This window comes from Flexilinea flocculi (assembly GCF_001192795.1).
GTDB classification, from domain to species: domain Bacteria; phylum Chloroflexota; class Anaerolineae; order Anaerolineales; family Anaerolineaceae; genus Flexilinea; species Flexilinea flocculi.
On sequence record NZ_DF968181.1, the window covers coordinates 1,612,173 to 1,638,439 of the forward strand.

20 protein-coding genes are annotated in these 26,267 nt (G+C 36.8%); 11 read left to right on the forward strand and 9 right to left on the reverse strand.

What is annotated here, in order from left to right:
- Positions 1-686 precede the first annotated feature (686 nt).
- The 7 genes from ATC1_RS11645 (at position 687) to ATC1_RS11675 (ending at position 10,206) form a co-directional block, all read left to right on the forward strand.
- A complete protein-coding gene (locus tag ATC1_RS11645; protein WP_201777284.1) occupies positions 687-1,844 on the forward strand; it encodes a Gfo/Idh/MocA family protein in 1,158 nt (385 codons plus the stop codon).
- 559 nt (positions 1,845-2,403) lie between these two features.
- Entirely contained in the window at positions 2,404-2,898 is a 495-nt protein-coding gene (locus ATC1_RS11650) for an NADH-quinone oxidoreductase subunit NuoE family protein (protein ID WP_062282254.1), read from the forward strand.
- A gap of 8 nt (positions 2,899-2,906) precedes the next feature.
- Complete coding sequence (locus ATC1_RS11655; protein ID WP_062282257.1) at positions 2,907-4,793, forward strand: NADH-ubiquinone oxidoreductase-F iron-sulfur binding region domain-containing protein; 1,887 nt, start codon at positions 2,907-2,909, stop codon at positions 4,791-4,793.
- A gap of 3 nt (positions 4,794-4,796) precedes the next feature.
- Positions 4,797-6,536, forward strand: a complete 1,740-nt coding sequence (locus ATC1_RS11660) for a [FeFe] hydrogenase, group A (protein ID WP_062282260.1) — start codon at positions 4,797-4,799, stop codon at positions 6,534-6,536.
- A gap of 507 nt (positions 6,537-7,043) precedes the next feature.
- Entirely contained in the window at positions 7,044-8,351 is a 1,308-nt protein-coding gene (locus ATC1_RS11665; protein ID WP_062282263.1) for an FHA domain-containing protein, read from the forward strand.
- A gap of 83 nt (positions 8,352-8,434) precedes the next feature.
- On the forward strand, positions 8,435-9,859 hold the full coding sequence (locus ATC1_RS11670; protein WP_062282266.1) for an AI-2E family transporter: 1,425 nt from the start codon (positions 8,435-8,437) through the stop codon (positions 9,857-9,859).
- The gene (locus ATC1_RS11675) at positions 9,856-10,206 is read left to right on the forward strand and encodes a hypothetical protein (RefSeq protein ID WP_062282268.1); all 351 of its coding nucleotides are present in this window, start codon (positions 9,856-9,858) and stop codon (positions 10,204-10,206) included. The genes ATC1_RS11670 and ATC1_RS11675 overlap by 4 nt, the downstream gene beginning before the upstream one ends.
- Before the next feature lie 3 nt (positions 10,207-10,209).
- On the opposite strand, the gene ATC1_RS11680 is transcribed toward ATC1_RS11675, so the two are convergent.
- The 5 genes from ATC1_RS11680 to ATC1_RS11700 all read right to left on the reverse strand — a co-directional run bounded on the left by ATC1_RS11680 (position 10,210) and on the right by ATC1_RS11700 (position 15,307).
- Positions 10,210-11,043 carry a tetratricopeptide repeat protein gene (locus ATC1_RS11680; RefSeq protein ID WP_062282271.1) on the reverse strand — a complete coding sequence of 278 codons (834 nt, stop codon included), beginning with the start codon at positions 11,041-11,043 and terminating at the stop codon, positions 10,210-10,212.
- Between the two features lie 20 nt (positions 11,044-11,063).
- Complete coding sequence (locus ATC1_RS11685; RefSeq protein WP_152024309.1) at positions 11,064-12,560, reverse strand: hypothetical protein; 1,497 nt, start codon at positions 12,558-12,560, stop codon at positions 11,064-11,066.
- A gap of 536 nt (positions 12,561-13,096) precedes the next feature.
- Positions 13,097-13,522 carry a hypothetical protein gene (locus tag ATC1_RS11690; RefSeq protein WP_062282277.1) on the reverse strand — a complete coding sequence of 142 codons (426 nt, stop codon included), beginning with the start codon at positions 13,520-13,522 and terminating at the stop codon, positions 13,097-13,099.
- Positions 13,523-13,529: 7 nt separating this feature from the next.
- Positions 13,530-14,363, reverse strand: coding sequence for an N-acetylmuramoyl-L-alanine amidase family protein (locus tag ATC1_RS11695; RefSeq protein WP_062282280.1), 834 nt, complete (start codon positions 14,361-14,363; stop codon positions 13,530-13,532).
- 308 nt (positions 14,364-14,671) lie between these two features.
- The gene (locus ATC1_RS11700; RefSeq protein WP_172667782.1) at positions 14,672-15,307 is read right to left on the reverse strand and encodes a DUF4013 domain-containing protein; all 636 of its coding nucleotides are present in this window, start codon (positions 15,305-15,307) and stop codon (positions 14,672-14,674) included.
- Between the two features lie 221 nt (positions 15,308-15,528).
- On the opposite strand from ATC1_RS11700, the gene ATC1_RS11705 reads away from it, so the two are divergent.
- Positions 15,529-17,157, forward strand: a complete 1,629-nt coding sequence (locus ATC1_RS11705) for a DUF6311 domain-containing protein (protein ID WP_062282286.1) — start codon at positions 15,529-15,531, stop codon at positions 17,155-17,157.
- 57 nt (positions 17,158-17,214) lie between these two features.
- Here ATC1_RS11705 and ATC1_RS11710 read toward each other — a convergent pair whose 3' ends face one another.
- The 3 genes from ATC1_RS11710 to ATC1_RS11720 form a co-directional block, all read right to left on the reverse strand.
- Complete coding sequence (locus tag ATC1_RS11710; protein WP_062282288.1) at positions 17,215-17,877, reverse strand: DUF4013 domain-containing protein; 663 nt, start codon at positions 17,875-17,877, stop codon at positions 17,215-17,217.
- A gap of 192 nt (positions 17,878-18,069) precedes the next feature.
- Positions 18,070-18,330, reverse strand: coding sequence for a cyclic-di-AMP receptor (locus ATC1_RS11715; RefSeq protein WP_062282291.1), 261 nt, complete (start codon positions 18,328-18,330; stop codon positions 18,070-18,072).
- 1 nt (position 18,331) lies between these two features.
- Entirely contained in the window at positions 18,332-18,670 is a 339-nt protein-coding gene (locus ATC1_RS11720) for a cyclic-di-AMP receptor (RefSeq protein WP_062282294.1), read from the reverse strand.
- Between the two features lie 496 nt (positions 18,671-19,166).
- Between ATC1_RS11720 and ATC1_RS11725 the strand changes: the two genes are divergently transcribed.
- A complete protein-coding gene (locus ATC1_RS11725) occupies positions 19,167-22,058 on the forward strand; it encodes a transglycosylase domain-containing protein (protein WP_062282297.1) in 2,892 nt (963 codons plus the stop codon).
- 10 nt (positions 22,059-22,068) lie between these two features.
- On the opposite strand, the gene ATC1_RS11730 is transcribed toward ATC1_RS11725, so the two are convergent.
- Positions 22,069-22,848, reverse strand: a complete 780-nt coding sequence (locus ATC1_RS11730) for a hypothetical protein (RefSeq protein ID WP_062282301.1) — start codon at positions 22,846-22,848, stop codon at positions 22,069-22,071.
- 578 nt (positions 22,849-23,426) lie between these two features.
- Between ATC1_RS11730 and ATC1_RS11735 the strand changes: the two genes are divergently transcribed.
- Entirely contained in the window at positions 23,427-25,130 is a 1,704-nt protein-coding gene (locus ATC1_RS11735; protein ID WP_062282304.1) for a DUF6909 family protein, read from the forward strand.
- 53 nt (positions 25,131-25,183) lie between these two features.
- Positions 25,184-26,197 carry a formylglycine-generating enzyme family protein gene (locus ATC1_RS11740; RefSeq protein ID WP_062282307.1) on the forward strand — a complete coding sequence of 338 codons (1,014 nt, stop codon included), beginning with the start codon at positions 25,184-25,186 and terminating at the stop codon, positions 26,195-26,197.
- Positions 26,198-26,267 lie beyond the last annotated feature (70 nt).

Sequence of the window (26,267 nt, forward strand, 5' to 3'; positions counted from 1 at the left end):
ACAGTACCTTTGATATGATTGACTGTTTCTTTTGTCGTTTTCAGTATTGGTTTAATTTCATTTTGTATTAAATTTATTAAGATTGAAAATTGAATAATGAGAATAATCAGAAAAAAACAAATGATTATCGATTCAAAGACAAATAAAATAATCGATAAATCGCGTATTTTTGTGATTGTTTGAACTGATGAGATAGTCAAGAAATAAACAATTCCAGCTGCAATTAAAAGGAGAAAAATAAATATAGTAAATTTTTTTCCGCTTTTTCCTGTGCTTTTTATTGGCTTAGATGGCAGTTTCTGGTTTTCCATGCCTTTTTCTTTTCTATTCTTGTATATTGATATAAGAGATTCGAAATTTCGGGAGAATAATTTATTATTTGCTCCCAGCTGACAAACGCTAAGAAAACTTTTTTATTTCATAAAAACTTTTCAATAAATCGAATTATTCAATTGACACAAATATTATACCCGAATACATGATGGTTATATTCTTTATGATTAAAAGAAAGAGAAATTTTGAGGACAAGAAGACTATATGCAAACTGTTTTTTTGACACACCAACATAGATTTTCCTTAATAATCAAAGCGTGAAGCTTCATTTTGAATTACTGACGCATTGCGCAAAAATAAAAGAACGACATATAATCGTTTATATAATTCGAATTTTTGATCAACGAGGGATCATGATGACAAAATTGAAAGCTGGAATTTCAGGTACTGGTTTTATTGGTCCAGTTCATGTCGAGTGTTTGCGGAGATTGAATATTCCTGTGAAAGGGATCTGTGGATCATCTTCTCAACGAGCAATAGATTCAGCTCTACGTCTTGAACTTGAAAAAGGATATTCGTCATTTCAGGAAATGTTGGAAGACCCTGAAATCAATGTAGTTCATATCTGCAGTCCGAATAATGTTCATTATGAACAGGCTAAAGCTGCCATGCTTGCAGGCAAGCATATTGTTTGTGAAAAACCACTTGCCGTTAATTCAAAAGAATCTGCTGAATTAATTCAAATATCCAGAGAAACAAATAGGATAGCCGCTGTAAATTTCAATTTACGCTTCTATCCGATGAATCATGAAGTCCGATCAATCGTCCAAGATGAAGCAGAATTTGGAAAGATCTTCACGATTACCGGTTGTTATTTTCAAGACTGGTTATTAAAAGACACGGATTGGTCATGGAGATTGGATCCTAAAATCAATGGCAGTCTCAGGACCGTAGCGGATATTGCATCCCACTGGATTGATCTTGTCCGGTTTATTACTAAAAAGGATGTTGAATCAGTTTTTGCAGATTTCAAGACATTCATCAATAATCGCAAAAAACCAAAAAACTCCGTAGCTGCATTTTCCAACAAGTTACTTATTTCCGATGAATATACTGAAGTCCCCATCGAAAATGAAGATTTTGCGAGTATCATGCTGCGCATGAAAGATGGTGTTTTCGGACAGGTTAATGTATCTCAGATGTGTTCAGGCAGAAAAAATCGGTTGTTTTATGAAATTAACGGATCAAAGAAATCAGTTGCGTTTGACCAGGAAAAATGCAATGAGATTTGGATCGGAAATCGTGACAAACCGAATGAAATCTTAATGAGAGATCCATCGTTAGTTCACCAGGAAGCACGTGAAATAATTTCTTATCCTGGAGGGCACCTGGAAGGATATTCCGATACGATGAAGCAGCATTTTCAAAAAATATATCGATATATTGAAAATGGGAATTTTAACCTGCCGAAAGATTTTGCATCAATTGAAGATGGGCACTATATTATCAAAGTCAATGAAGCAATTGAGAAAAGCGCAAAAGAGGGCAGATGGATTGACATCGAATCTTGAAAAAATCATTAATTCTACTTGCGCAGCAAAAAAAATATTATCTGACGTAATCGAAGCATAAGTAAAAAAATATGAGTTGTTAATATGCTTTTACACTTAGTGTAGAAGCATATTAACAAAAGAATCTCTCCAGTGAATCAAAAAATTGAATTGACTTTCGACTCAATTAAAACCTATTTGAAGTTTTCCTCATCAGATAATCAATTGGAATCCTCCTTTTGTGTCGTAATAAATAAAAACAGGATTCATTTAAACGTGGAGAGAAAAAATTCAGTTCGAAAACCGATTATTTCACTATAAAACACCTTTGTTATGCCTGTAATCAAATACACTGCGAAAATCTAACCACTTTCAATGAACAAATTATTCGAATAGCAAGTCAATATTTCGAATTATTGTTACTCGAGAACAATTCTTTTCATCTTTTAATCAGAATCAACTCTATTTTCATTTGTCAATAAATTATTGTTGTCATCTTTTTTTAACTATAGTAAAATTCTCCTTAATCACTTGTAAAAATTTTCACATAAAAAATACATTTGAATAAAACGGAGAAGAGATGAGTACTATAAGTGTAGAAGAAGTAAAGGCGTTTACTTTGGACGTCCTCGAGGATCATGCTTATAAAAAAGCAGAAGTCATAACGATGCTCCAGGAAGTTCAGGAAAAATACCATTATCTTCCAGAAGTTGCATTGCTTCAACTGGCAGAAGGTCTGAAAGTTACTGCACAGACCATTTATGGTGTTGCGACGTTTTATGCACAATTTTCATTGGATCCCAAAGGGAAATATCTTGTGCAGATATGCAACGGAACAGCCTGTCATGTCAGGAATTCCATGCTGATTTATGATGCATTGGTGAAAAAGTTAAACCTGCAGACTGACAAAAAGACCACGAAAGATGGCCTTTTTACATTGGAAACCGTTGCATGTCTTGGTGCTTGCAGCATCGGACCAGTGATGGTTATCAACGAGACTGTTTACCCGCATATGGATCCGGAAACTGCCGCGGGTGTCATTGATATGCTTTATAACCGAAAAAATGGTGATTAGGAGTCATAATGGAAAGAATCAACTCAATTACAGATTTGGTTCAAGCAAGCGAAAAATATCGGAATGCGCTTAGCCGGCAAACCTTGCGGATTTCAGTTTGTGCAGATACAGGCTGTATTGCTAACGGATCTTTGAACGTTTATAAAAAATTGGTGGAAGTCGCAGAAAAAGACGGTGGTTTGGTAAATATTCAGTTGCTTTCGAACGATGAAAATGTTAAAGGGAAAGCGATTGTTAAAACCGGATGCCTTGGATTCTGTACACGAGGCCCAATGGTTCGCGTAGATACGCTGAACCTTGTTTATGTGCATGTGAAGGAAGAAGATGCAGAAGAAATTTATTACTCTTCTTTAAAGGGCCAAGTTGTCGAGAGACTCCTTGAAAAAGATCCCGAAACCAATAAACCGTATCTCCACATCGAAGAGTCACCATTTTACCGAAAACAAAAAATAAATATATTGGAGCATAGCGGTCACATTGATCCTGCCTCTATTGAAGAATATATCGCTGATAATGGGTTTCGAGCCTTAGCAAAAGTTCTTTCTGGCTTGAGTCCAGAAGATGTCAATCAAATTGTTTCCGAATCAGGATTGCGCGGCAGAGGTGGTGGTGGCTTCCCAACCGGAACGAAATGGAAATTTGCCAGAACGCAGAACTCTGAAAAGAAATATATGATTTGTAATGGCGACGAGGGAGATCCCGGAGCGTTCATGAATCGTTCAGTACTGGAAGGCGATTGTTTTCGGGTGATTGAAGGAATGATGATTGCAGGGTACACAATCGGAGCCGATGAAGGAATCTTTTATGTTCGTGCGGAATATCCTTTAGCTGTAAAACGACTGAAAGCATCTATTAAACAATGCGAAGAAGCCGGATTATTAGGTAAAAACATTATGGGAAGTGAATTCTCATATTCTCTTTCCGTACGTGAAGGAGCGGGAGCATTCGTATGCGGTGAAGAGACCGCATTAATGGCTTCTATAGAGGGGAAAAGAGGTATTTCAAGTCCCCGACCTCCATTCCCTGCAGTTTCTGGCTTGTACAAGAAGCCAACAATCATAAACAATGTGGAAACACTGGCAAATATTCCAAAGATCATTCTTAATGGTCCAGAATGGTTTAAATCTATTGGAACAGAAAAAAGCCCCGGAACAAAAACATTTGCGTTGACCGGGAAAGTTCGAAATACAGGGCTGGTCGAGATTCCGATGGGTACAACGCTTCGCGAGATGGTTTTCGATATTGGTGGTGGCATACAAAATCAAAAGAAATTTAAAGCTGTGCAAATCGGCGGTCCATCAGGTGGCTGCCTGCCCGAATCACAATTGGACAACGCTTTAGATTATGATTCGCTTCAAAAAGTCGGTGCCATGGTCGGCTCAGGTGGTATCGTTGTGATGGACGAAGACAATTGTATTGTTGAAGTTGCCCGATATTTTATGACATTTATCCAGGCGGAATCCTGCGGAAAATGTGTTGCATGTCGGGAAGGAACAAAACAGATGCTAAACATCATGACAAAAATTGTCGAAGATCGTGCAACGCTGGAAGATCTTGAACTCTTAGAGGAAGTTGCATCCATTGTAAAAGATGCTTCTTTATGTGCACTGGGAAAAACCGCAGCAAACCCCATCTTGACAACATTGCGATATTTTCGTGATGAGTACATCGCTCACATCGTCGAACATCGATGCCCGGCAGGCGTGTGTAAAGCTTTCAAACACTATACCATTGTTCCGGAAAAATGTGTCGGATGCGGTGCATGTGCGAAAAAATGCAGATCACAAGCGATTTCCGGAATTATTAAAAATCCTTTCCAAATAAACCAGGATCTCTGTATAAAATGCGGCGTTTGTAAAGAAACGTGTCGTTTTGATGCAATTGAAGTGAGGTAAAAAATGGCTGGCTATGTAAAAATCAATGATCGAGATGTCAAAATTGAAGGTGAGAAAAACCTTTTGGAGATGATTCAAAAAACAGGAATAGACATGCCTACTTTTTGTTATCATTCTGAATTGTCGATATATGGAGCATGCCGGCTTTGCGTCGTTGAAACAGATAAGGGACAGATCATCAGTTCCTGTTCGACGCCGCCTGCAAACGGGATGATAATCAAAACGCATACTCCAAGGTTAATTCAAATCCGTAAAATGATGCTTGAATTACTCCTGGCTAATCATGATCGCGAATGCACAACATGTTCCAAGAGCGGAAAATGCAAGCTTCAAGAGTTATGCAATAAATTTGGAATCGATACCATCCGATTCGCTGCTGATAAACAAATGCTGCCAATTGATCGGACCAGCGTCAGTATCACACGGGATGAGAATAAATGTATTTTGTGCGGAGATTGCGTTAGAACTTGTGCAGAAATTCAAGGAATCGGAGCGATTGATTTTGCGAATCGGAGCTCCAAAACACGAGTCATGAGTGCCTTCAATCGGGGACTTGCTGAAACGAATTGTATTAATTGCGGACAATGTATAGCAGTGTGCCCGACTGGAGCCTTAACGAGTCCTTCGAAAGTAAACCTGATTTGGAAGAAGCTGTATGATCCGGAAGTGAAAGTGGTAATGTCCATTGCGCCTGCAGTACGTGTTGCGATTGGAGAAGAGTTTGGCGAGAATCCTGGCGTGGTTGAAACAGGCCGATTGGTTGCTGCAATCAAAAAACTGGGTTTTGATCAAGTTTTTGATACTTGCTATTCAGCGGACTTAACAACCTGGGAGGAAACAACAGAATTTCTAAAACGGTTTACCAAAAAAGAAAATTTGCCGCATTTTACATCCTGTTGTCCAGCATGGGTAAAAGCATGTGAAACACTATACCCTGAAAAAATTAAGAATCTCTCAACCTGCAAAAGCCCTCAAGCAATGGATGCATCACTTCTGGTACACCATTATGTTGAAGAACAGGGAATTCCCCGTGATAAATTATTTATAGTCTCTGTAATGCCATGCGTTGCCAAAAAATTTGAAGCTGCGCGTTCGGAACTTAGCACAAACGGATATCAGGATGTGGATGCAGTCATAACAACCTCTGAGTTGGCAAAAATGATCAAATCTGCGGGAATTGTTTTCAATGAATTACAAGAAGAATCATTTGATATTCCTTATGGACTTTCAACTGGATCAGCGGTTATCTACGGTATGACAGGTGGTGTTGCGACTGCAGTTGTGCGCGAAGCAACCTATTTATTAACCGGATTGCGAATCACAGATATCGAAATGTCTCCAGTTGATGGTTTCCCCGGTTTACGCTCTGCGCTGGTTGATTTGCCGGATGGTTCTCAAGTAAAATTAGCTGTTGTAAGCGGAATGGGTAATGTACGTAGAGTTTTAGAAGCATTGGATTCCAAACAACTTGAATATGATATCGTCGAAATCATGGCATGCCCCGGAGGTTGTGTGGGGGGAGGCGGACAGCCTTTGCCCAATGAGATGAAGCAGCGCAATAAAAGGATGAATGGCTTGCATGTCGCTGATACACGGCAGCAAATTCGTATAGCCCGAGATAATGTACTTGTATGCGAGTTATATGATAAATGGTTAAAAGAACCCAACAGTGAAGTATCTCATCAATACTTGCATACGCATTATCATATCAGACCGACAGAAACAGAAATCCCGAATTCTTAATGTTTTTTTGCAACAGGCAGTGAATCGTGTATACCATTCACTGCCTGTTAATTATTCACGAAATATGGTAAATCATAATTGTTGAATTGAAGAAAAAACAACATTTCAAAATGTACGTTAAAAAATAATTATTTTCCTAATACTTATACAATTAACGCAAAACATCCAAAAAAATAAAATTTGGAGAGGCTTATTTGAAAATAACGAATACTTCGATTTGCTGAATTCCATAATATCAACAAAACCAGCCACTTAATACGGAAAAGATAAAAACAATTTTTATTGCCAGCAATTCGAAATTTGGTTTAACCTTATAAAAAAAGAGGAAGTATGTTGTTTTTATGGTTTTGTGTGGAACTAAGAAGCCATAAGAATAATAAGAATTCTTTACATACTTCGAATTATTGTTTAATTGATGCGAAAAATTAGAATTGTCTGTTATGATATAATAAAATTTTGATGAATAAAAAAAAGAAGACCTTGATTGGTATAGAGTCGGGAGTAAATATGAATAATAAATATCAAATCCGTGTTCATTCCGGTTCATTAAGGGGACAGGCATTTATTATTAATAAACCGGAATTTAAAATCGGAAGAGATCCATCCTGTGATATTATCTTAACCGAGAATTCGGTTTCACGAATTCATTTGATTATTTATCATCAGGATATGAACAATGTCGTTCTTGTGGATAATAATTCAACCAATGGAACGACAGTAAACAACATGCCTGTTACAACTCCTGTGCAGATCACTGAAAATTCTGTTATCATGCTTGGGGGTGAAGTAGCTTTGGTTCTGGAAAAAGTTCCGGAAATGCAGACACCGTATGCACCATTTCCGCCGCAAAATTATCAATCAAATCTAAATAATCCATACGCTCAGTCAAATATGATTCCTTCATATCAACCTCCGGTTCCGGAAAATGGAAGCTCAAACATACCCAATGCGAATGACCTTCTGAAAAATCAGATCGGATCCATAAAATCCAACCCGAATACAAATTTGACAGAAGATATAAATTTAGAAAAAATCCAAAATAATGATATGGAAGACAAAATGAACCCAAAATCAGGTGAAAATTCGCAGCCAAATTTTGGCCAGCCGCAGGGTAATAATTCAACCCCAATATATGGACAACAGAACAATATTCCTGATTTCAATAGGCCATATCCTCAGGCATATCCTGATCAGCCCTATCCATATCAGCAAAATTTCAATCAACAACCTTATCCAGGACAACAGATTCCGCAATATCAACCGATGAATCCTGCTTTTGGACAGTCTCAGTTCCCGAATCCGCAAAATTCCAATTATCCAGTTCCCGGTCAGATGAATGCCGACAATTCTCAATTTAATATGCCGCAAAGCCAATCTTCACAGTATCCGGGCCAACCGTGGAATCAACCTCAAAATCCATATGCAGCGCCTGTGCCATACGGTCAAAATCCGAACGAATTTCCGCAACAGCCATGGATGGCAAACCAGCCTTATCCGCAATCTGGCTATATGAACAATCCAGTTCAACAAGGTTATGGACAACAAGGAAATGTACCGCAGAATAATCCGTATTATGGCGGAGGATATCCAGGTTACCCGCAGAATTATGGTTATCAGACCGGATATCCACAGAATGAAGAAAATCAAGCTGATGAAGAAGCTCAAAAAAGGAAAAAACTATACATCATTTTAGGAGCTGTTTTGCTTTTCATTATTGCAATAATTGTCTTCATCATCATTATCGATACAAACTACTTGTGGTGTGATGTATTCCCATTCTTATGGAGTGCTGAAGCCTGCGCTATTTATCCGTAAACAATAATTGAACAAGCTGAAGCTCTCCGATAGGTAAAGAATTGTGTCGGTCGGGGAGCTTTTTCTATTTTTTTGAAAGTACTATGTTCAAAAATTTTCTTTCAAATACAATTAATAAAATCAGACCGCCCGAGCCGAAAGCTGTTGTTTTCGAAGAAAAAGGAAAAGAACTGCCTGTTCAGGTTGTTCCAAATCGTTCTCCTCGATGGCAAAATAGTACAAAACAATTTGTTGTAATCGGATTGTTTGTCATATTGGCGATTAGTATTTATTTCCTTCGAAATATGATTGCTCCGATTATATTTTCTTTAATACTAACTTATCTAATTTTACCAATTGCTTCATATATACATCGTAAATTTAGATTTTCATGGACAGTCAGTGTTGTTGTTATTTATCTGATAATGATCTTAATAATTTTAGGAATAACAACCTGGGGAGGCTTTGCGATTTTCTCTCAAGCGGAAAATCTTATTAATTTTTTGATTGAATCGATCAATGATTTTCCGAAATTAATGGAAAAATTCTTAAAACCCGTAAACGGAAATTCCGATCCTCTAAAAACAAATTTGTGGATTCTGCTGGATTCAAAAATTGGTGTACAACTGTCTGATAATATCCAAGGAATTTTAAAAAATGCTGCCGGCGGGATTGCATCATTTGCTCAAGGTGCACTTTCAAAAATCGGATGGCTTTTCTTTATTATTGGCTTTTCATTTTTTATTGTGCTGGAATCCAGGCACTTCGGAAAATCTGAGATTACATTTTCTACAAAGGGATACGAATTTGATATTCTGATGGCAAAACAACAAATATCCAGAATATGGAACAGTTTTTTGCGTGGACAAGTCATCCTGATGATTTTTGCCATCTTACTATATACTTTGCTCTTTTCAATATTAGGGTTGAATTATAGCTTCATTTTAGCCTTAGGAGTCGGCGCTGCACGATTGATCCCTTATGTGGGATCGACCGTTGCATTTACAGCCTATGGGATTGTCGCATATTTTCAGGAGCCGGCAATATTTGGACTATCACCGTTGGCTTATGCAATCATGATAGTTGGAATAGCATTTATTATTGACAAGATAATTGATGGATTACTGACGCCGAAAATTATGGCGGATACTCTAAAAATCCATCCGGCAATGATCCTTATCTTTGCAATTATATTTTCAAGGATTTTTGGAATTATTGGATTTTTTCTTGCCGCGCCGATGTTTGCCAGTCTGAAGCTTGTTGTAAACTATATCTTGCATAAGCTGAGCGATTCAGATCCATGGGAAAATATTGAAACCATCACGCCACCAGTTCCGTTAAAGGAACTGATAGACAAGTCAATCGAAAAATTGAAAAGTTCCCTAAAAAAGATATGGACATTTTGTTCAGAAAATTGGAAACTGATTAAGAATATGAAAATGGATCAATGTATCGATCGGAAAATTTTCAAAAATAAAATTTTGATGAAAAAGAGTCAAGAAACCAAGAATGAGGAGAAAATCAAATGAATAGCATGGATTCAGACATTAAAACCAGTATTGTTGCTCAGACAGATAATTTTATCGCCTGGAAAGCTGAAGAACCAGATGATGAGGCGACATTTCATATCGAAATTAATAATCTGACAATTCATTTCTTCAGCGAAGAATGGGAAGAATTTAAAGAGTTCAAAAATGGTTTTATCAGCATTCCCAAAAGAACAACCGGAACATTGGCTGATTCTGATACCTATTTTGTAAGTTGTGAAAAAATTGATTCCGGGGATTATCTCTATACGATGGAAATCCCGGGCGCAACTTTGTTCCTTTTTGAAGAAGATTGGATTGAATTTTGCGAGTTGATTCGAGATTTGTAATCATTAAAAAAGGATGGACGCCAATTCAGATCGGTACATCCTTTTTTGTGGATCCTCATCAGGAAGCATTTCGATGATTGCCAGGATAACTTTATGAGCAAATCCATTGAGATAATTTCTGTCCTGTTTTAGAATTTCCATCAATCCGTCAATTGATAAATAATATTTATTTTCTGAGGCGAAACGGAGTGCGGTTCGAAAAGAAAAATCAAGCTCCGTTTTGTCTGGTAATGTATTATCCCGTAATTGAACCAGCGCTTTTGCGAGCGGAATAATTGCTTCTGCTGACGAATACCATTTGCTTGCTGGAAAATCTTTCAAAGCATACAGCGCATCGACCGCTTTTCCCTGAAACAGTAATGCTTTTGCATAACCCAACAAAGCCTCCGGATCCTGACTTTTTTTCTCAAGGACTGCATTAAATAATTCTTCCGCTTCTGAATAATCTCCGGAAGTGAGTAATGCTTGTGCTTTCTCAACTTCCAGCGCAGTAGGATCAGCCGGTTGAACAGCATTAAGTAATTGGATAATGCGCGATTCAGGTTGCGGACCGATCAATTCGCCGACAATTTGTTCTTGAAAGATTAATTTTAATGTAGGTAATTTATGAATGGCAAATTTTACAGAGAGTAATGGACTTAGATCAATATTAATCGAAGCTAAACGAATCATTCCATCTAAACGAATTGTAAGACTTTCAAGAAAATCTTTATATTCTTTGCTTTGTTTAGACCAATGTGCCCAAAAATTCAATAGAACAGCCGTATTCATTGAATACAACATGACTTCTTCTTCAAAATTCATTTCGTTTACATCGATAATATATGAATCGCTCATAATATCAGAATACCTTTTTACTAATTTCCGCAGATTTCATTCGTATTATACATTATTGCAGAATCTTCCAACAGCTGGTTCCACCGGGTGCAATAAAAATCTTTATAGGCTGGATCTGTTTGAATTGCCTCAATTGATAGATCTTCGGCAATTTGAAGTGATCCATTTCGGATTAAACCCTCGACAAAAGGCCACCATTCGAATGGCGAATTCGAACTGACAGCTGAGGGTGAAAAACCATTTTCAAGTGCAATTTGTGTGAGCTTATTCAGTTGATCCCATTTTCCAAATTGCCTGTACAACGATGCTTTTTGATATAAAGAACACCAGTTTTGTTTTGGAGAACCAAATATATTTTTACTCGGAACAGCCTGACTGTCAAATCCGATTCTGGATATGGCAGAATGGGCTATCCAGGTTTTTTGTGTTTCAGACACATGTGGATGATCGATATCTTCTGGAGAAAAAATCCAGATACAATTTGCAAATTGATTATCATAATCTATAAAAATCATTTGCTGTGTGGGAGCGATAAATTGAAAGTTTCTTTTAGTCGTATGAAAACCGGCATGTTGTTCATATCGGATTTTTCCTGCATCAAATACCCAAATCGGAACGGTACCATTTTCATTAATTGGATTTGAATAGAGAATGTTTAATGCGGATGATGTTGAAAAATTTCCTTGAAACGGGAAAATTACCGTATCATCTACAATTGCCGTGTTGTTTGATAATGAAGGCATACGATAGAACATTTGCCAATATACATCGCTTTGTTTTTCAGTCTGCCATTTTGCCATATCATTTTCTTCAAAAAACTGACTGGCAAAGAGCGAAGACAGGATACAAACTGCCACCACATATTTTTTCCCTGACTGGATAAAAAAACGGATAATCCAACTGAAAAGAATTACTGCACCGAATACGGATGCGAAAAAATGCCGGTCAGCATGTGGAGGATCTTCAGCATTCACGTAATTTTCGCCGATGGTCCAAAATGGTAAGATTGAGAGAATTATCCAGAGAATTGCAAAAATCAACATCTCAATTTCAGATTTTGTATCTGGATTTTCAGACTCATTTTTCAGTACATTTGACAAGAAAGAATACATAATGAAAAACAAAACCATCAACAGAATGGCAATAAGGACATGAAACGATCGAAAGAAATGATTCAAATCGATAGAAATGACTTTCCCGATAAAATTAAAGAAAATATAACTAAAATCCAGAATGAGGTTCTTTATCAAGGAAATCAACGCCTGAAATGGCTCCGATGCGAATTTTTGAAGTAAAACCGGTTGATCTGCTTCAAGAATTGGAAAGATTTTTGCGAAATTCAATCTGAATATGCTGTATAAAACAAAAATCAGGAATACCGGTGTGAACAAAGTCAACGTCTTTTTGATCACTGTCTTTATTGGTAAGTTTTTGGATTTATAGATGATGAAAATGACTGGAAATTTGATCCATTCTAAAAATGAAAAATATTCCGTGATACTTAGCTGAAGGATCATGAATAAGATCGACAAAAAACCAAATAAAACCTTTTTGGATGGTTGATTATGCTTTAGAAACGCGACCAAACAAATTACGGATAACAAAAATAAAATATAGTTCAGATAATGTTGTGTATAGGCGACTGAAATATATGATTGCGAGAATAATGGGCAGACAAAAAACAAACTTATTATAATGAAGTTTTGCCAGCGATTTTCAGGCCACAAGCATTCAAGCAATTTGAAAGATAAAAGTCCAGACAAATACTTCAAGAAAAGGATAAAAATATGCCAAAGGATCGGGCTATTCAGAAATAAACGATTGAAAAAATAAGCAGTCCAACCAGATGTCGGGCGATCTGCCAAAAAATATTCCCAATATGCGGAATCTCCAAATTTTATTCTTAGAAATAATTGGCTCCAATCATCCCAAAAAAAACCATGGTAAAAAATAAAAATACCATGAATGATGAGACAAATGGTCGCAAAATATATATATAAATAGCCTTTTCTTTCAAGAAATCGAGCTTTGTATGTAGGAGAAACTGGAAATTTCAATCCGAATCTCCATCATCTACTTTGGAAGGCAGAGTCAGATTGATTATTTCGCCATGGTAATTGATCGTAATTTTCATACCCATCATACCAAGATAAGCTCTGACTTCTTCCGGTATACCTGTCTCTAATATAGAATCGATTTGTTGATCAATATTCTTCATTTGGTTCTTTAGAATTGCGATCGTAAATATATCATCCTGCCCTAACATCGAAGCAGCTTGCTTGCTTAAATAATCTTCATTACCTGAAATTTGATCGGTAAATGTTTTTAATATTTGCCTGTCAATTTCTTCCGAAGGTATATGTCTCAGGAAACCGGCATCGTTGACGATGTAGTAGGTTTCCTGGCCAATTTGCCCCACATCAACAGGATTGTCATTTTCGTCCATAATTAATCCGGAAAAAAGAGCTTTTTTTGCCATAAAACTCCTAACGAGAATATTGAAGAAAATCGATTCCAGGAAGAATAAATCTTTTATTGTCTTCTGTAAATGCAGTTGAATAATCGACTTGTTTAAAATTATCGGTTTCTGAGACAGTCTCGTTATTGATGTAACAGAGAATCCCTTCTGCAATCCCCTGTGCAGCCTTTTCTGTTTTTTCTGTTAAAAATCGATAATCCAGATTCAGATAGCCAGTCTCAATTACCGATGCAGTCGTATAATCATTGATCATATTGTATGAATAAAACATTTCCGAATCCGAGGAAATCGTATTACCACGGAAAGGAAGTTCTGTATTTCGTTGATAGCGATCAACCAGGCAATCATTGAATTTTTTTGCTTCTGCTGGATAACTTACATGGGCAGTGCTGGATACTTTATAACCGGATGCAGCTTCATTGATAAAATCACAAGTATCATTATGAATTGCCAATAATGCAAGACCAGTGTAATCCGAAAGCTGTGGATCGAATTCATGCAGCAGATCGACGTTATATCCTGCTTTTACTAAGATGTTTCGTACCATTGTGGCAATTCGAAGATTGACGTCCACTTCTTGAACGTTATTTAGTTCCTTCCCGCAAACATGTCCGGTGTCAAAACCCCAATGGCCGGCAACAATTCCAATTCTGCTCTGATCATTCGGAAGCACTACTGGCAATTCGGCATTCTCTTTTTGATCGGGAGTGGATTTTGACAATTGATTATATAAATATAAGTCAATATCCTGCCCAGGAGAAAAAAATATGAAAACAGTCGCTGATATTATCGCGGTAATCAGAATAATAAAAATTGCCCGAAAAGGTGAAAGTGTTTTCATAAGATTTTCGTTATGATTAATTATAAGCGAAGCATCGAAAAACTAGTCTCTGAAGCAGCAATTACAGCAATTCGAATATGGCAAAATTCTCACGCTATTTGTTAACACTCATTCATTTCTCTATTATCACAAATAATGAGCGGTGATGAAAATCCGCTCATTATTATAATCGAACCGTCCAGATACGATTGATTTCACCAATTGAATTGCTGGCAGAAATATCCGTTCATCATTTGTTTATACATCCAGCGAAGCTAAAAATTATTTACAAATATTCTCTTTTTATAAAACAGTTTGTTAAAAATCGGTTAAATGATTTGATTTGTCTGACCCAGTAAATTTGAAAAGAAAGCGGCTGCATAAGGTATGGTAAAAAGAATACCAATATAAAAAATTGATAAACCAAAACTGGCGATGATGAATGAGACAATTAATGACACGAACAGTGTTACATATGTCTGTTTGTTTCTCTTAATCCGCAGATAAACACTTTTAAAGTTAAAAGTTTCTCGAATTTTCTCGTTCTCCAAGAATAACTGTATTATGACAGGGAGAATAAACAAGAAAAGAAAGAAATAAAGAAAATTCCAAATATCGTTCAGAAATACGAATAAATGAATTCCGAATTTTTCAAAACCGCCCGAAAAAACGAATGCCCATGTCCATGAAAAAATTTTTAAAATGAGGGTAATCAGCAGCCATGGTATATAGTATACTAATCCTGATATGAGCAGTTTGATACCATTTGAAAAATATTTCCATGTCGCTGGATTCGGAATCAATTCAGAATCAAAACGGGAGACTCGTTTCGCAATTTCTGATGCCCAACCAATCAGGTGAACAAACCCTGCAAAAGGAATAATTGAAATAATCCCTTCTATAAATAATTTTTTTATCCAATCTCTTTCATGAAAAACAAAGGTAATTGCCCTGGTAAAATCCATTTCTACTCCATTTCTGATCATTATGTCGGTAAAATCAATAGTCCGAAACATGAAAAGGATTCTCTTGGTGCTCTTATGATTTTACATGTCGCAAAAAACCAAAAGAACAATTTATTTCCTCTTTTTATTCGAAAAGTAAATTCATATTTCGAATTGTTGCGGTATTACGATTGTTAATGATCTCTATTTGATTCTATTTTATATACGGAAAAAGAAACTTTATGTTGCGGTATAAAAAAATTCAACAATTGATGGAACGAAAATTGTCAACAAAATGGTTGATACTCATATTGTGTGCTTTTACCGGTATGATTTATATTTCGCTCATTTTTGGTACCCACAACATAAATCCTAACAATACAGATTGGGTGATAAAAGGCGGTGGAGATTATTTCCAGCATTATATCGGCTGGCGATTTTTCCGAATCAGTCCATGGACAAAACATTTTCTATTTATGCAGAATCTGAATTATCCTGAAGGAAGTTCAGTCATTGTTACGGATTCAAATCCTCTCTTCTGTCTGATTTTTAAATTATTTCGGCCGTTTTTACCGCAGAATTTTCAATTCAACGGCATTTGGATTCTGCTGAATTATGGATTAATCGGTTTTTTTTCAGGTTGTATCGGCTGGAAATTGTCTCGAGATCGCCTTTTTACTTGTACATTAAGCATTTTCACGATTCTAAATCCGGTCATTTTACAGCGAACGGCAATTCATGATACACTGACAGCACATTGGCTCATTCTCTATGCCATTCTTGCTGCATTAAATTGGAAATCCAGACATAATTGGCTGCATTGGTCAATCATCACTGTCTTCGTGATGCTGATTCACAGCTATTTCTTACCGATGGTGAGTTTTATTCTGCTTTTACAGCTTCTTTGGATGGTGCAGAATCGGGATAACTGGATTCGGATTCTCTTGATTATTACTTCATTTTTCATCCCTTTAACCCTAATTTATTTCATCGCCGGATTTAACTATATTTTGCCGCAATCTTCTTCATATGGCGAATTATCCATGAATCTCAACGCATTTTTTAATCCGGATGGTTCGTCCGTTTTCTTACCCAACAGAGAAACCTTTCCGTTGCAATATGAAGGATTTAACTATTTGGGATTCGGCTTGATCGTTTTGATCGTTTTTTCATTGTTTCATCTGAAACCTGAACAAATAAAAAAGGTTTTGATTTTCATTTTTCCGGTTGTTTTATATCTTTTGTTTGCTTTGTCCAATACGATCACTTTCGATCAGAAGGTTCTGGCAACGTTTCCTCTTTCGACCAAAATGGAACAATTGCTATCTACATTCCGATCATCAGGACGATTTGCCTGGCCATTTTATTATTTATTTTTATTTGGATCCGGTTTCTTAATTTACCGGAAAGTTACGGTAAGTAAACGACGATTAAATTTTGCAAAAATCATCATAATTCTATGTCTTGGATTACAAATTGCAGATCTTTCCGAGTTCAACATTTCTTTTTATAATCGATTTCATCAAGAAAAATCCTCTGAAGTCCAGGAATTTTCTGTTGATATACCGATGGAAGCCTTTCCGTCCGTGAAACATTTGGCTGTAACCGATGGCGATTCAAGAATGATTGATCGTTTAGCATTGTTTGCTGTAGAAAACGATTTATCATTCAACAGAAGTGCGAATGCACGGAAAATTTATCCGATTTATGAAAGGGTTAATGATTCTGTACACGATCAACTGGTCAACCGCGCATTACAGAGAGATACGATTTACATCATAATCAACGATGAAGACAAAAGGCTGGCTGTTGAAAATTATCCAAATGATTTTTATCGTACAGAGTATTTTATATACATCATCAAACAATAAAAAAAGCTGCCCTTTATTGATAACAGGCAGCTTTCTGAATTTTTAATATTTCAATTATTATGGATTAATTGTACTTTGATCAGCAATTCCAATTTTTTGCATCATCTGCCCGAAAAGATGTCCCCAGACTGCATAGCTATACGGAAAAGTGAAAAGTATCCCAATTAAGCAGAAAAGAAAGCCGAATAAAGCAATCAAACTAACCAAGATATCAAATATCCATAAAATCAGATAATCTTGGGCATGTTTTCGGAACGAATTCCATACTGCAAAAACATTAAAAGCGTCTGAAATTTTGTTTGTTTCAAAGAATCGTGCATACGCAGCAATCAGCAGCAAACTGAGCGCAATGCCAATAATTGCGCCTACTAAACCTGCTGAACATGAAATTGCAGTGCCAAATGCTCTAACCAAACCTGATTTCGATTCCGCAATAATATTGCCGCTAATGGAAGAAATAATGCTGAGGATTGTACAGGGAAGCATATAAACGAATGCTATGACGGTCAGTTTGAAACCTGATTTAATAAAGGCAGAAAAATTGACATCGGGCAAAATCATTGATTCATGCGAGGCGGTTCTTCGGGCTATTTCAAACAACCAGCCGATCAGATACAATTGTCCGATGACAGGAATTAATGAAATCAATCCGGAAACCAGAAGCTTCAATATCCAGTCTTTTTCTTCTTTTACAAAAGAAAATGCTAATGAATAGTTCATATTGCTCCTTAATTTTCATTACTGCATAAATTAACGATTTATGCACAAACATTTTTGATAAACAAAGGATGGTGATAATCGATTATTTATTTATATATTTGCTAAATCATAATCAATAAGCCATTTGTCCTTTTATTATCCTGATTTGTATACGCAAGATTATTAAGAAAGTTTTATATTTTCTTTGTGTGATTAGAAATGGAAAAATTTATCAACTTTAATAACAAAAACGACGCCTTTTTGAGCCTCATTTGTTTTTTTCACATTATCCTGAAGAATGCTCAATGCTTCATCCAGATGCTCATCTTCAACACCAATTAATAAAGTTGAATTCCCTTTTCTGAGAAATCCCCCTGTAGATGCAATCTGTGTTACGCGAAATTTTTGACTGGTCAGAGCAAGTGAGACTGAATCTGTAACAGAATCAGGAATAATCGTAATTATCAGTTTCATTTTATAACTCCTTATATTGTTCAATATCGATACCAAAAATTATTGCACCTCCAACATTAATAGGCGTTGGTGTGGGCAATGTCAATGAAGCGCTCTCTAACGGTACAGCAATATATTCAATGCGCTGGCGGCAAGTTTTTTGTAGAATATCGATGATTTGTTCTTCACGATCAGGAGGAGTCACTATGAGCAGTGTCGCATTTCTCCTGCCAAGGAAGCCACCTACACTGGGCAATCGGTAGGAGTCAATTTTAATCTCACGCAAAGCATCTTCAGCCGAATCAATATCTTGCGATTGAACAATTGCGAGAAAAACAGTATTATCTGGTTTCGTTTCCATTCTGATTCTCCTTTCTTATGTATTTTTGATATCGATGATAATGACATTATAACGTAAAAAAACCTCTCCGTTGTGTGTCAACAATTTGAAATTTTTAAAAGCAAGATGATGAGGAATAGAATGTTCGTTACTGTGTTTTTATCCATTGATTTGATGATCTTCTTCAAAAAAAATCCTGATTTAACAACAATTTGTAATTTGATAGGGACAAATAAGAAAGACGAGAAAGCCTGTTCTCGTATTGTTTTTGCTCTCCATGCGAAACAACATAACAAATAACTCTTCTCATATTTCAAATCGCTGCGGAATTAATTGTCGTTATAAAAAGAGGATATAGTATGATTTGATGAGAAAGAAATAAATTGGAAAATGGAAAATAGAAATTCGTCTCTGGCTGAAATTTCAGCTCTGAATCGAATTTGTGTATTTTTCTCAACTCAATGAACTTTGGTTTAAAATAGCCATTTATAAAAAATACGAATCAGGTGTAAAAAGTATGGCAAAAAGCGGAAATGAAAAAAAGTCAGAAAATCCAGAGTTAAAAAGTATATTAAAAAAACCGGATGATGAAATCATCTCGTTTCGAGCACGAAAATTCATCGCAGTCGAAGAGCCAGCGAATAAAAAACTATTTCAATCTGGAAAAATCAGACTCTCAGGTAATTTGTTAACGATTCAAAAAATCATTGTGAGTATCCTCATCGTAATCATGGGAATCTTTGCCGTTTTCTGCACGATATTTTTAGTCTGGTATATTCAAGTTGCATCAACATTGCCGGATATCGAAGACTTAAATAAAAAAGCCTCACAATTTGAAACAACGCGAATTTTGGACAGGGAAGGAAATTTGCTTTATGAGATTGTGGATCCGAATGCCGGGCGTCGGGATTATATCACTCTCAATAACATATCGCCCTACCTGATTGCTGCGACAATTGCGACGGAGGATAAATATTTTTATTTTCATCCCGGTTTTGATGTAACAGCGATCATCCGAGCGGTTTTTCAGAATTTTCAATCCGGAACAACCGTATCAGGCGCATCAACGATAACGCAGCAACTGGCAAGAAATATTTTGTTATCTCCAGAAGAAAGATCGACCCGATCCGTCATTCGAAAAACAAAAGAGATTTTTTTGGCTGCGGAAATAACGCGTCGCTATACAAAAGATGAAATTCTTGAGCTTTATCTGAATGAGAATTATTACGGCAGTTTTGCCTATGGAATTGAAGCGGCGGCTCAAACTTATTTTGGAATACCTGCAAAGTATCTCGATTTGTCGCAATCTGCTTTTTTAGCCGGCTTGCCGCAAGCTCCCGGCGTCTATGATATTTTTACAAATTTTTCGGCAACCATTAATCGACAAAAAAATGTTTTACTGCTGATATACACATTAAGCAAAGAAAAAGACTGCATCAAGGTCAGTAATACGCCTGATAAAGTGTGTATTGATGAAATCATGGTGGATAAAGCCATTCGAGAAATTGAGGACTATGATTTTCAGCAAACCAAATTTGTCATGAAATACCCCCATTGGGTGAACTATATTCGATCGTTGCTTGAACAAGAATATGGCGCTCAAACGCTTTACCGATCCGGTTTTACTGTGTATACAACAATCGATCCCACTTTGCAGGAGCTGGCTAAACAAACAGTTACAAATCAAATCATGAATCTACGCGGCAGTAATGTTCAAAATGGCGCTTTGGTTGCCATAAAACCAGACACCGGTGAAATACTGGCTATGGTGGGGTCTCCTGATTTTTGGAGTGAAGATTTTAGCAGCCAGATCAATATGGCAGTTTCTCCTCGTCAACCCGGCTCTGCGATAAAACCACTTATTTATGCAGCCGCCTTTGAAAAAGGATGGACGCCATCAACGCTTATCTGGGATGTCCCGACAGATTTCTCTCCCAACGGAAATCCTGATGAATTAATTTACTCTCAAGCTTATTCGCCGGTTAATTATGACGGTACCTTTCATGGACCGGTCTTGTTGAGAAGCGCATTAGCAAACTCTTACAATATCCCGGCGGTAAAAGCTTTAGAATTTGTAAAAATTTATGATGATCCAACAACAGAAGAAATGGACGGATTTATTAATTTTGCAAAAAGATTTCATATTACGACATTCAATCAGGCTGATTATGGTTTGTCCCTTGCTTTAGGTGGCGGAGAAGTGACACTCCTGGAGTTAACAAACGCATTCAGCGTTTTCGCAAATAATGGAGCGTATATTCCAGCAACAGCCATAAAAAAAATTATCAATAAACAGGATGAAGTTATTTATGAATCCGCAATCCCTGAAAAGGAACAGATTATTCGGGAAGAATATGCATTTCAAATAAATTCAATATTATCTGACAACGCTGCCAGGACACCAGCATTTGGTCCCGATTCAGTATTAAATTTGCCTTTTCCAGTTGCCGTAAAAACAGGTACCACCAATGATTATCGAGATAATTGGACAATTGGATATACGCCGGATTTATCCGTCGGCGTTTGGATTGGAAACGCCGATTATTCTCCCATGACGGATAGTACAGGAATCAGCGGTGCAGCGCCGATATGGTCTGATTTTATAAGCCAGGCTGCGTATCAGGTATCCAATTACACCCCGACTGATTTCTCAATTCCCTCCGGAATTGTCAGTCAAACTGTTTGTGCGATTTCCGGTACAGAACCGTCGCAATTTTGTCCGGTTCACATGGATGAGTATTTTGCTTATTTCCAGCCGCCTTTGCCCAGCTCAGAGGATCTTTGGAAAGAAACACGCATCAATACCTGGACAGGTCTTATCCCCAATGAATACTGCGCATCCAATACTATTGAAACGATGACGTTGAATGTGAAGGATATATGGGCTCAAAGGTGGATCTTAACAACCCAAGAAGGAAATAATTGGATATCATCCCTCAATATGCCTGATTTATCTCGAAATAAGACATACTTCTTTACACCGCAAAAATCCTGTAGTCCACAGGATTCAGAACCGACCATTTCGTTTACAAACATGGTAGATGGAATGCAAATTCAAAGTCCTATACAGGAAGTTTTCGGTATCGTGAATGCATCAGGTGGAATTCAGTCCTTCAGTCTGGAATTCGGAAAAGGTCGCAATCCGAGTGAATGGTTTGTCATCACCAATGGAATCCGCCAACCATATGTTTATCCTGAAAAAATTGGAACCTGGAATCTGAATGGCATTGAAAACGGTGATTACACCTTGCGGATCTACGTAACCAGCCCTGAAAATACTTATGCTGAAAAAAGGGTATATGTGAATGTAAATATTGATAAACAGAACAATGAATCATCCAGGAATTCCGGTATGGAAATGATCGACATACCGGAAGAAGGAATTCCGGAATTCTTCCTGATCGAATAAAATCTCTGAGTTAATTGGTATATGTTTCTAAATAGGTGATTGTCCCACAATTAAGAATTTCAATTTGAAAGGCATTCTCGTCGATAAAAATAGTTCCTCCGCCAGCCCCCAGGTAGTTGGATATAATATTCCCTTTGATGTCTGTGATTTTCCAATAGCATTTAGTTTTTCCTTCTTCAGTTCTCCATACACCGGGGATAATTTCAGGACCTACAAGGTAAAAACCATCCGTTTTCCCAGCTTTTAAGATATTACTGTCAGTAGTTGGAGTTACAAGACGTTCAACAATGTAAGGAGTATAGGTAGGGTTTGGCGTTAACGATGGAAACATTGTATAGGTCGGTTTCGGTGTTTGTGTAGGAAACGGCGTGTAGGTGAAAACGCTGGTATAGGTTGGTCTGGCTGTATGCGTAGGGAGCGGTGTATAAGTAAAGGCGCTGGTATAAGTAGGTCTGACTGTATACGTAGGAAATGGCGTATAGGTAAAAACGCTGGTATAAGTTGGTCTGGCTGTATGCGTAGGAAGTGGCGTATAGGTGAAAACGCTGGTATATGTTGGCAAAGCAGTGTACGTCGAAAGCGGTGTAAAGGTTGGCAGATTTGTATAGGTCGGATAGTAAGTTGCAGTTGGAATACTATCCATTGTTAATTGCAATGCGTAATCAACGGTTGATCTCAGATCGAATTCTTTTGGCTGAAAATTCGGAAGAATAAATAAAAAGGAAAAAACAATCAAAATTAAAGCTGAAATACCAATTTTCCTAATTATTTCTAAACTCTTTTTATTCATTGATACTCCAATTTATTTACGAATAACAGCTATAAGATATCACTTTTGAATCGCAGCAACAAAAAAACCAGGGAAAAAACATACAATCGCAAAAATAAATTCCGAATTTTGAATGAGAATAAATCGGTTCAAGATCAACAAGTGCAGCTCCTGCAAATCCAACAACATTTAAGAAATATGCTGATAATTATTCGATTGATTATTTGAAATAATTATAAATGAGTTTCAAGGATATTTGCTCACAACAATTCGAAATATAGGAAGGATTATTTATCGTTGTGCAGTTTTTACAGTTAATACAATAGAAAACCATTACCAAATCAGTGGTATGAGATATGGAAAAAATGAAAGCCTGTAATTGCGAAGCAATCTACTGACACAAAAAAATACTTTGTCAGGTTAAAACCCTCCTATCAATCGAGAAGATCGGTAGTTGTGTTGATTTTGCGCTCTGCGTAAAAACAGCACAACTATACTGAATCTTCCTCATATTCCGAATTAATGCTCTTTTTTCAAATAGCTTTCGCATGATATGATTATATAAATTTCAAGATCTTTAATCGAAAAGCAGGAGAAATATGGAACGCAGCATTCCAAAAGAATCATCAGAATCCATTGATTTTTATTTGAGAACAATTTACTCAGTATTGCGCTCGAAATCTGATACGAGAATCAGCGTATTCGAAGAAGCTCACCGCGGAATGGATTCGGTGCTTCATCATGATGCACGTTCGAACGTTCCTGATTTTAATGCGTTTATTTACGGTTTATTGCGAATGCCCTCTTGCATGCTTCATGTTGAAAAAATTATTCTCGGACAAAATATCCGTATGTTTATTCAGCAGGGGTATTCAGATATTGAATCCTGGACAGAAGTCTCTGCGAAAGCCAGACGAAGGTTTTGCTTATATAATGGCTCAGATACATTGGCTTGTTTTATTACAAGCAGATCGGATATTGATGATATCGTTCCGGTACTTACTGCGTTTCAAATTGAATGGAACAAGATTCATCTACTACTTACCGATATATCAATTGAATATTTGCAGAAAATTTCTCCGGAAAATTCCGATAAATTTAAGAAAATTTCTGAAATCATACTGTCACCCGTTGAAGACTTAAAAAGATTACAGAATGTTTGGGGACAAGAGATGGATGATTGGATGCAAGAGATAAAGAAACACAGTTCTGATTTGCGAATTCGTCTCTTGGATAGTTCACTCGTTCAATATGCACGATCAACGAATTCATGGTTAAAAAATATTTTAGTGGAATGTCCTGATATTCAACAAAAATCGATTTACTTTATCTCAAGTAACACACACTGTATCGCAAATATGTTATCTGGTTATGCGCTTCATAAAGAGCAAGAGCTGGTTGAGTTTATGAATGAATCAGATAATGGAACATTCTTCAACGAATGGGAATTGATTGAAAAGAAAAAATTATCCGCCAGTAGAGAAAACCTCCTTTATTATATGTTGAAAAAATATCAGCAAACAAATCAGGGAGAATATACCATTCAGGAACAAAAAGATTACGAAAAAAAATCAGGAATCTATCGGGTTCCCAGTATTCAAACATTTGACGTGGAAGCGCAAATCATCGATTTATCAAAAATCGATTTACAAAATATTGATCCAAGAATTCAGACGGAACACATTGAAGCGCTCAAAAAATCGAACGCATTCTTATTTAATATCGATTATCCATTAGGGATGACTGCATTTAATATTTTGTCTAAGTTATCTGAGGAATTTGAAAATATATGCGGGATCTATATTATGGGAAAAGCAGCTTCATTAAATGGTGTGCATGGAGATGTAATTATTCCCTCTGTTGTGCATGATATGCACTCAGAGAATACATACTTTTTCCAGAATGCTTTTTCTGGTGCTGATATTGAACCTTGGCTGGTTTATGGTTCAATTCTGGATAATCAAAGAGCTGTGTCTGTCTTTGGAACATATCTGCAAAACAGACAATTCATGGACGCACTTTATCGGGGCGGATTCACCGATATCGAGATGGAAGGGGGACCCTACCTGTCTGCTGTTTATGAGATGATCCGTGCGACTCGTCATCCTACTGATGAAATTGTCGCATTTTATAATATGAAATTTGACCTGGGAATATTGCATTATGTTTCTGACACTCCGATGAGCAAAGGTAAAAATCTTGGCGCCGGCGCTCTTTCCTATTTCGGAATGGATTCCACCTATGCGGCTGCCATTGCCATACTACGACGAATTATGTCGCTTGAAATCCAGAAATATTTATAAGACCAGTACCAGTATGGGCTATGGCCAATTTCAAAAAGTACGGTAATTGAACAATGGATAAAAGAAAACAATTATTACCATTAACAGGAATCCTGATTCTTTTGATTCTACTGATTATTCTGATTACCGGAATGGTCCAGGCAATAAAGCATGGAAACGGCTTCCTTTTTATCCCTTCATTTACTGCTTCTCCGACTGCTTCATTTACTCATACAATCACTCCAACAACGACATTAACGCCGATTAATACCATCGATTTGATGCGGCTGCATACATCGATTGCCCAAACAATTGATTCGAACCATTCAAAAACCGAAGCTGCAAAAACAAAAACTTTGACTCCAACATCCACTTTGACACCTGTAAATACAGTCGATATGAGTATGATGGAAACAAAAATTCTATTTGCATTTTTTGAAGCTCAGACAGAAACAGCAGAAGCAATTGTTTATACTGCAACGCCATCAATGATCCTCAATGAAAAAGGTTATTTCGAAAAAAGGAAGGGAAATGATCAGTCGATTATGGTGAGAATCCAGGAAGCTGGAAAGACATTTTGGATTGATAAATATGAAGTAACCTGTCAACAATATTCCTTATGTGTAAATATGGGCAAATGCGATCGAGTTACACAAGCTTCAGAAGATGATGATCAGAATCTGCCGGTAGTCAATGTGAATTGGAATCAGGCGGCAACCTATTGTTTATGGGCAGGTAAACATCTGATTACTGATTCTGAATGGCTGACTGGCGCAGGAATTCTTTTCAATACCGAATACCCGTGGGGAAATGATTCTCCTGACCAAAATAGGGTCAACGCGAATTTGTTCCTGGAAAAAAGAGTAAAACCGGGGCAATATCCGTCAGGAATGAGTCCTTATGGACTTATGGATATGTTAGGCAATGTCTGGGAATGGACAGAATCCTCGGACAATCTTGAAGAACAAAAAATTCGTGGAGGATCCTGGAGAACGCCAAATAACCTTCTTGGATTAGAATTATCGGGAAAAATGAAAAAAACGGAATCCTCTATTGATGTAGGATTCCGTTGTGCTTCCAGTCAATAAACCAACAATTCGAAATATGGAAAAAATTAATGATTTAGTGAACCTTTTTCAATAAAGTCTTTTCATAATT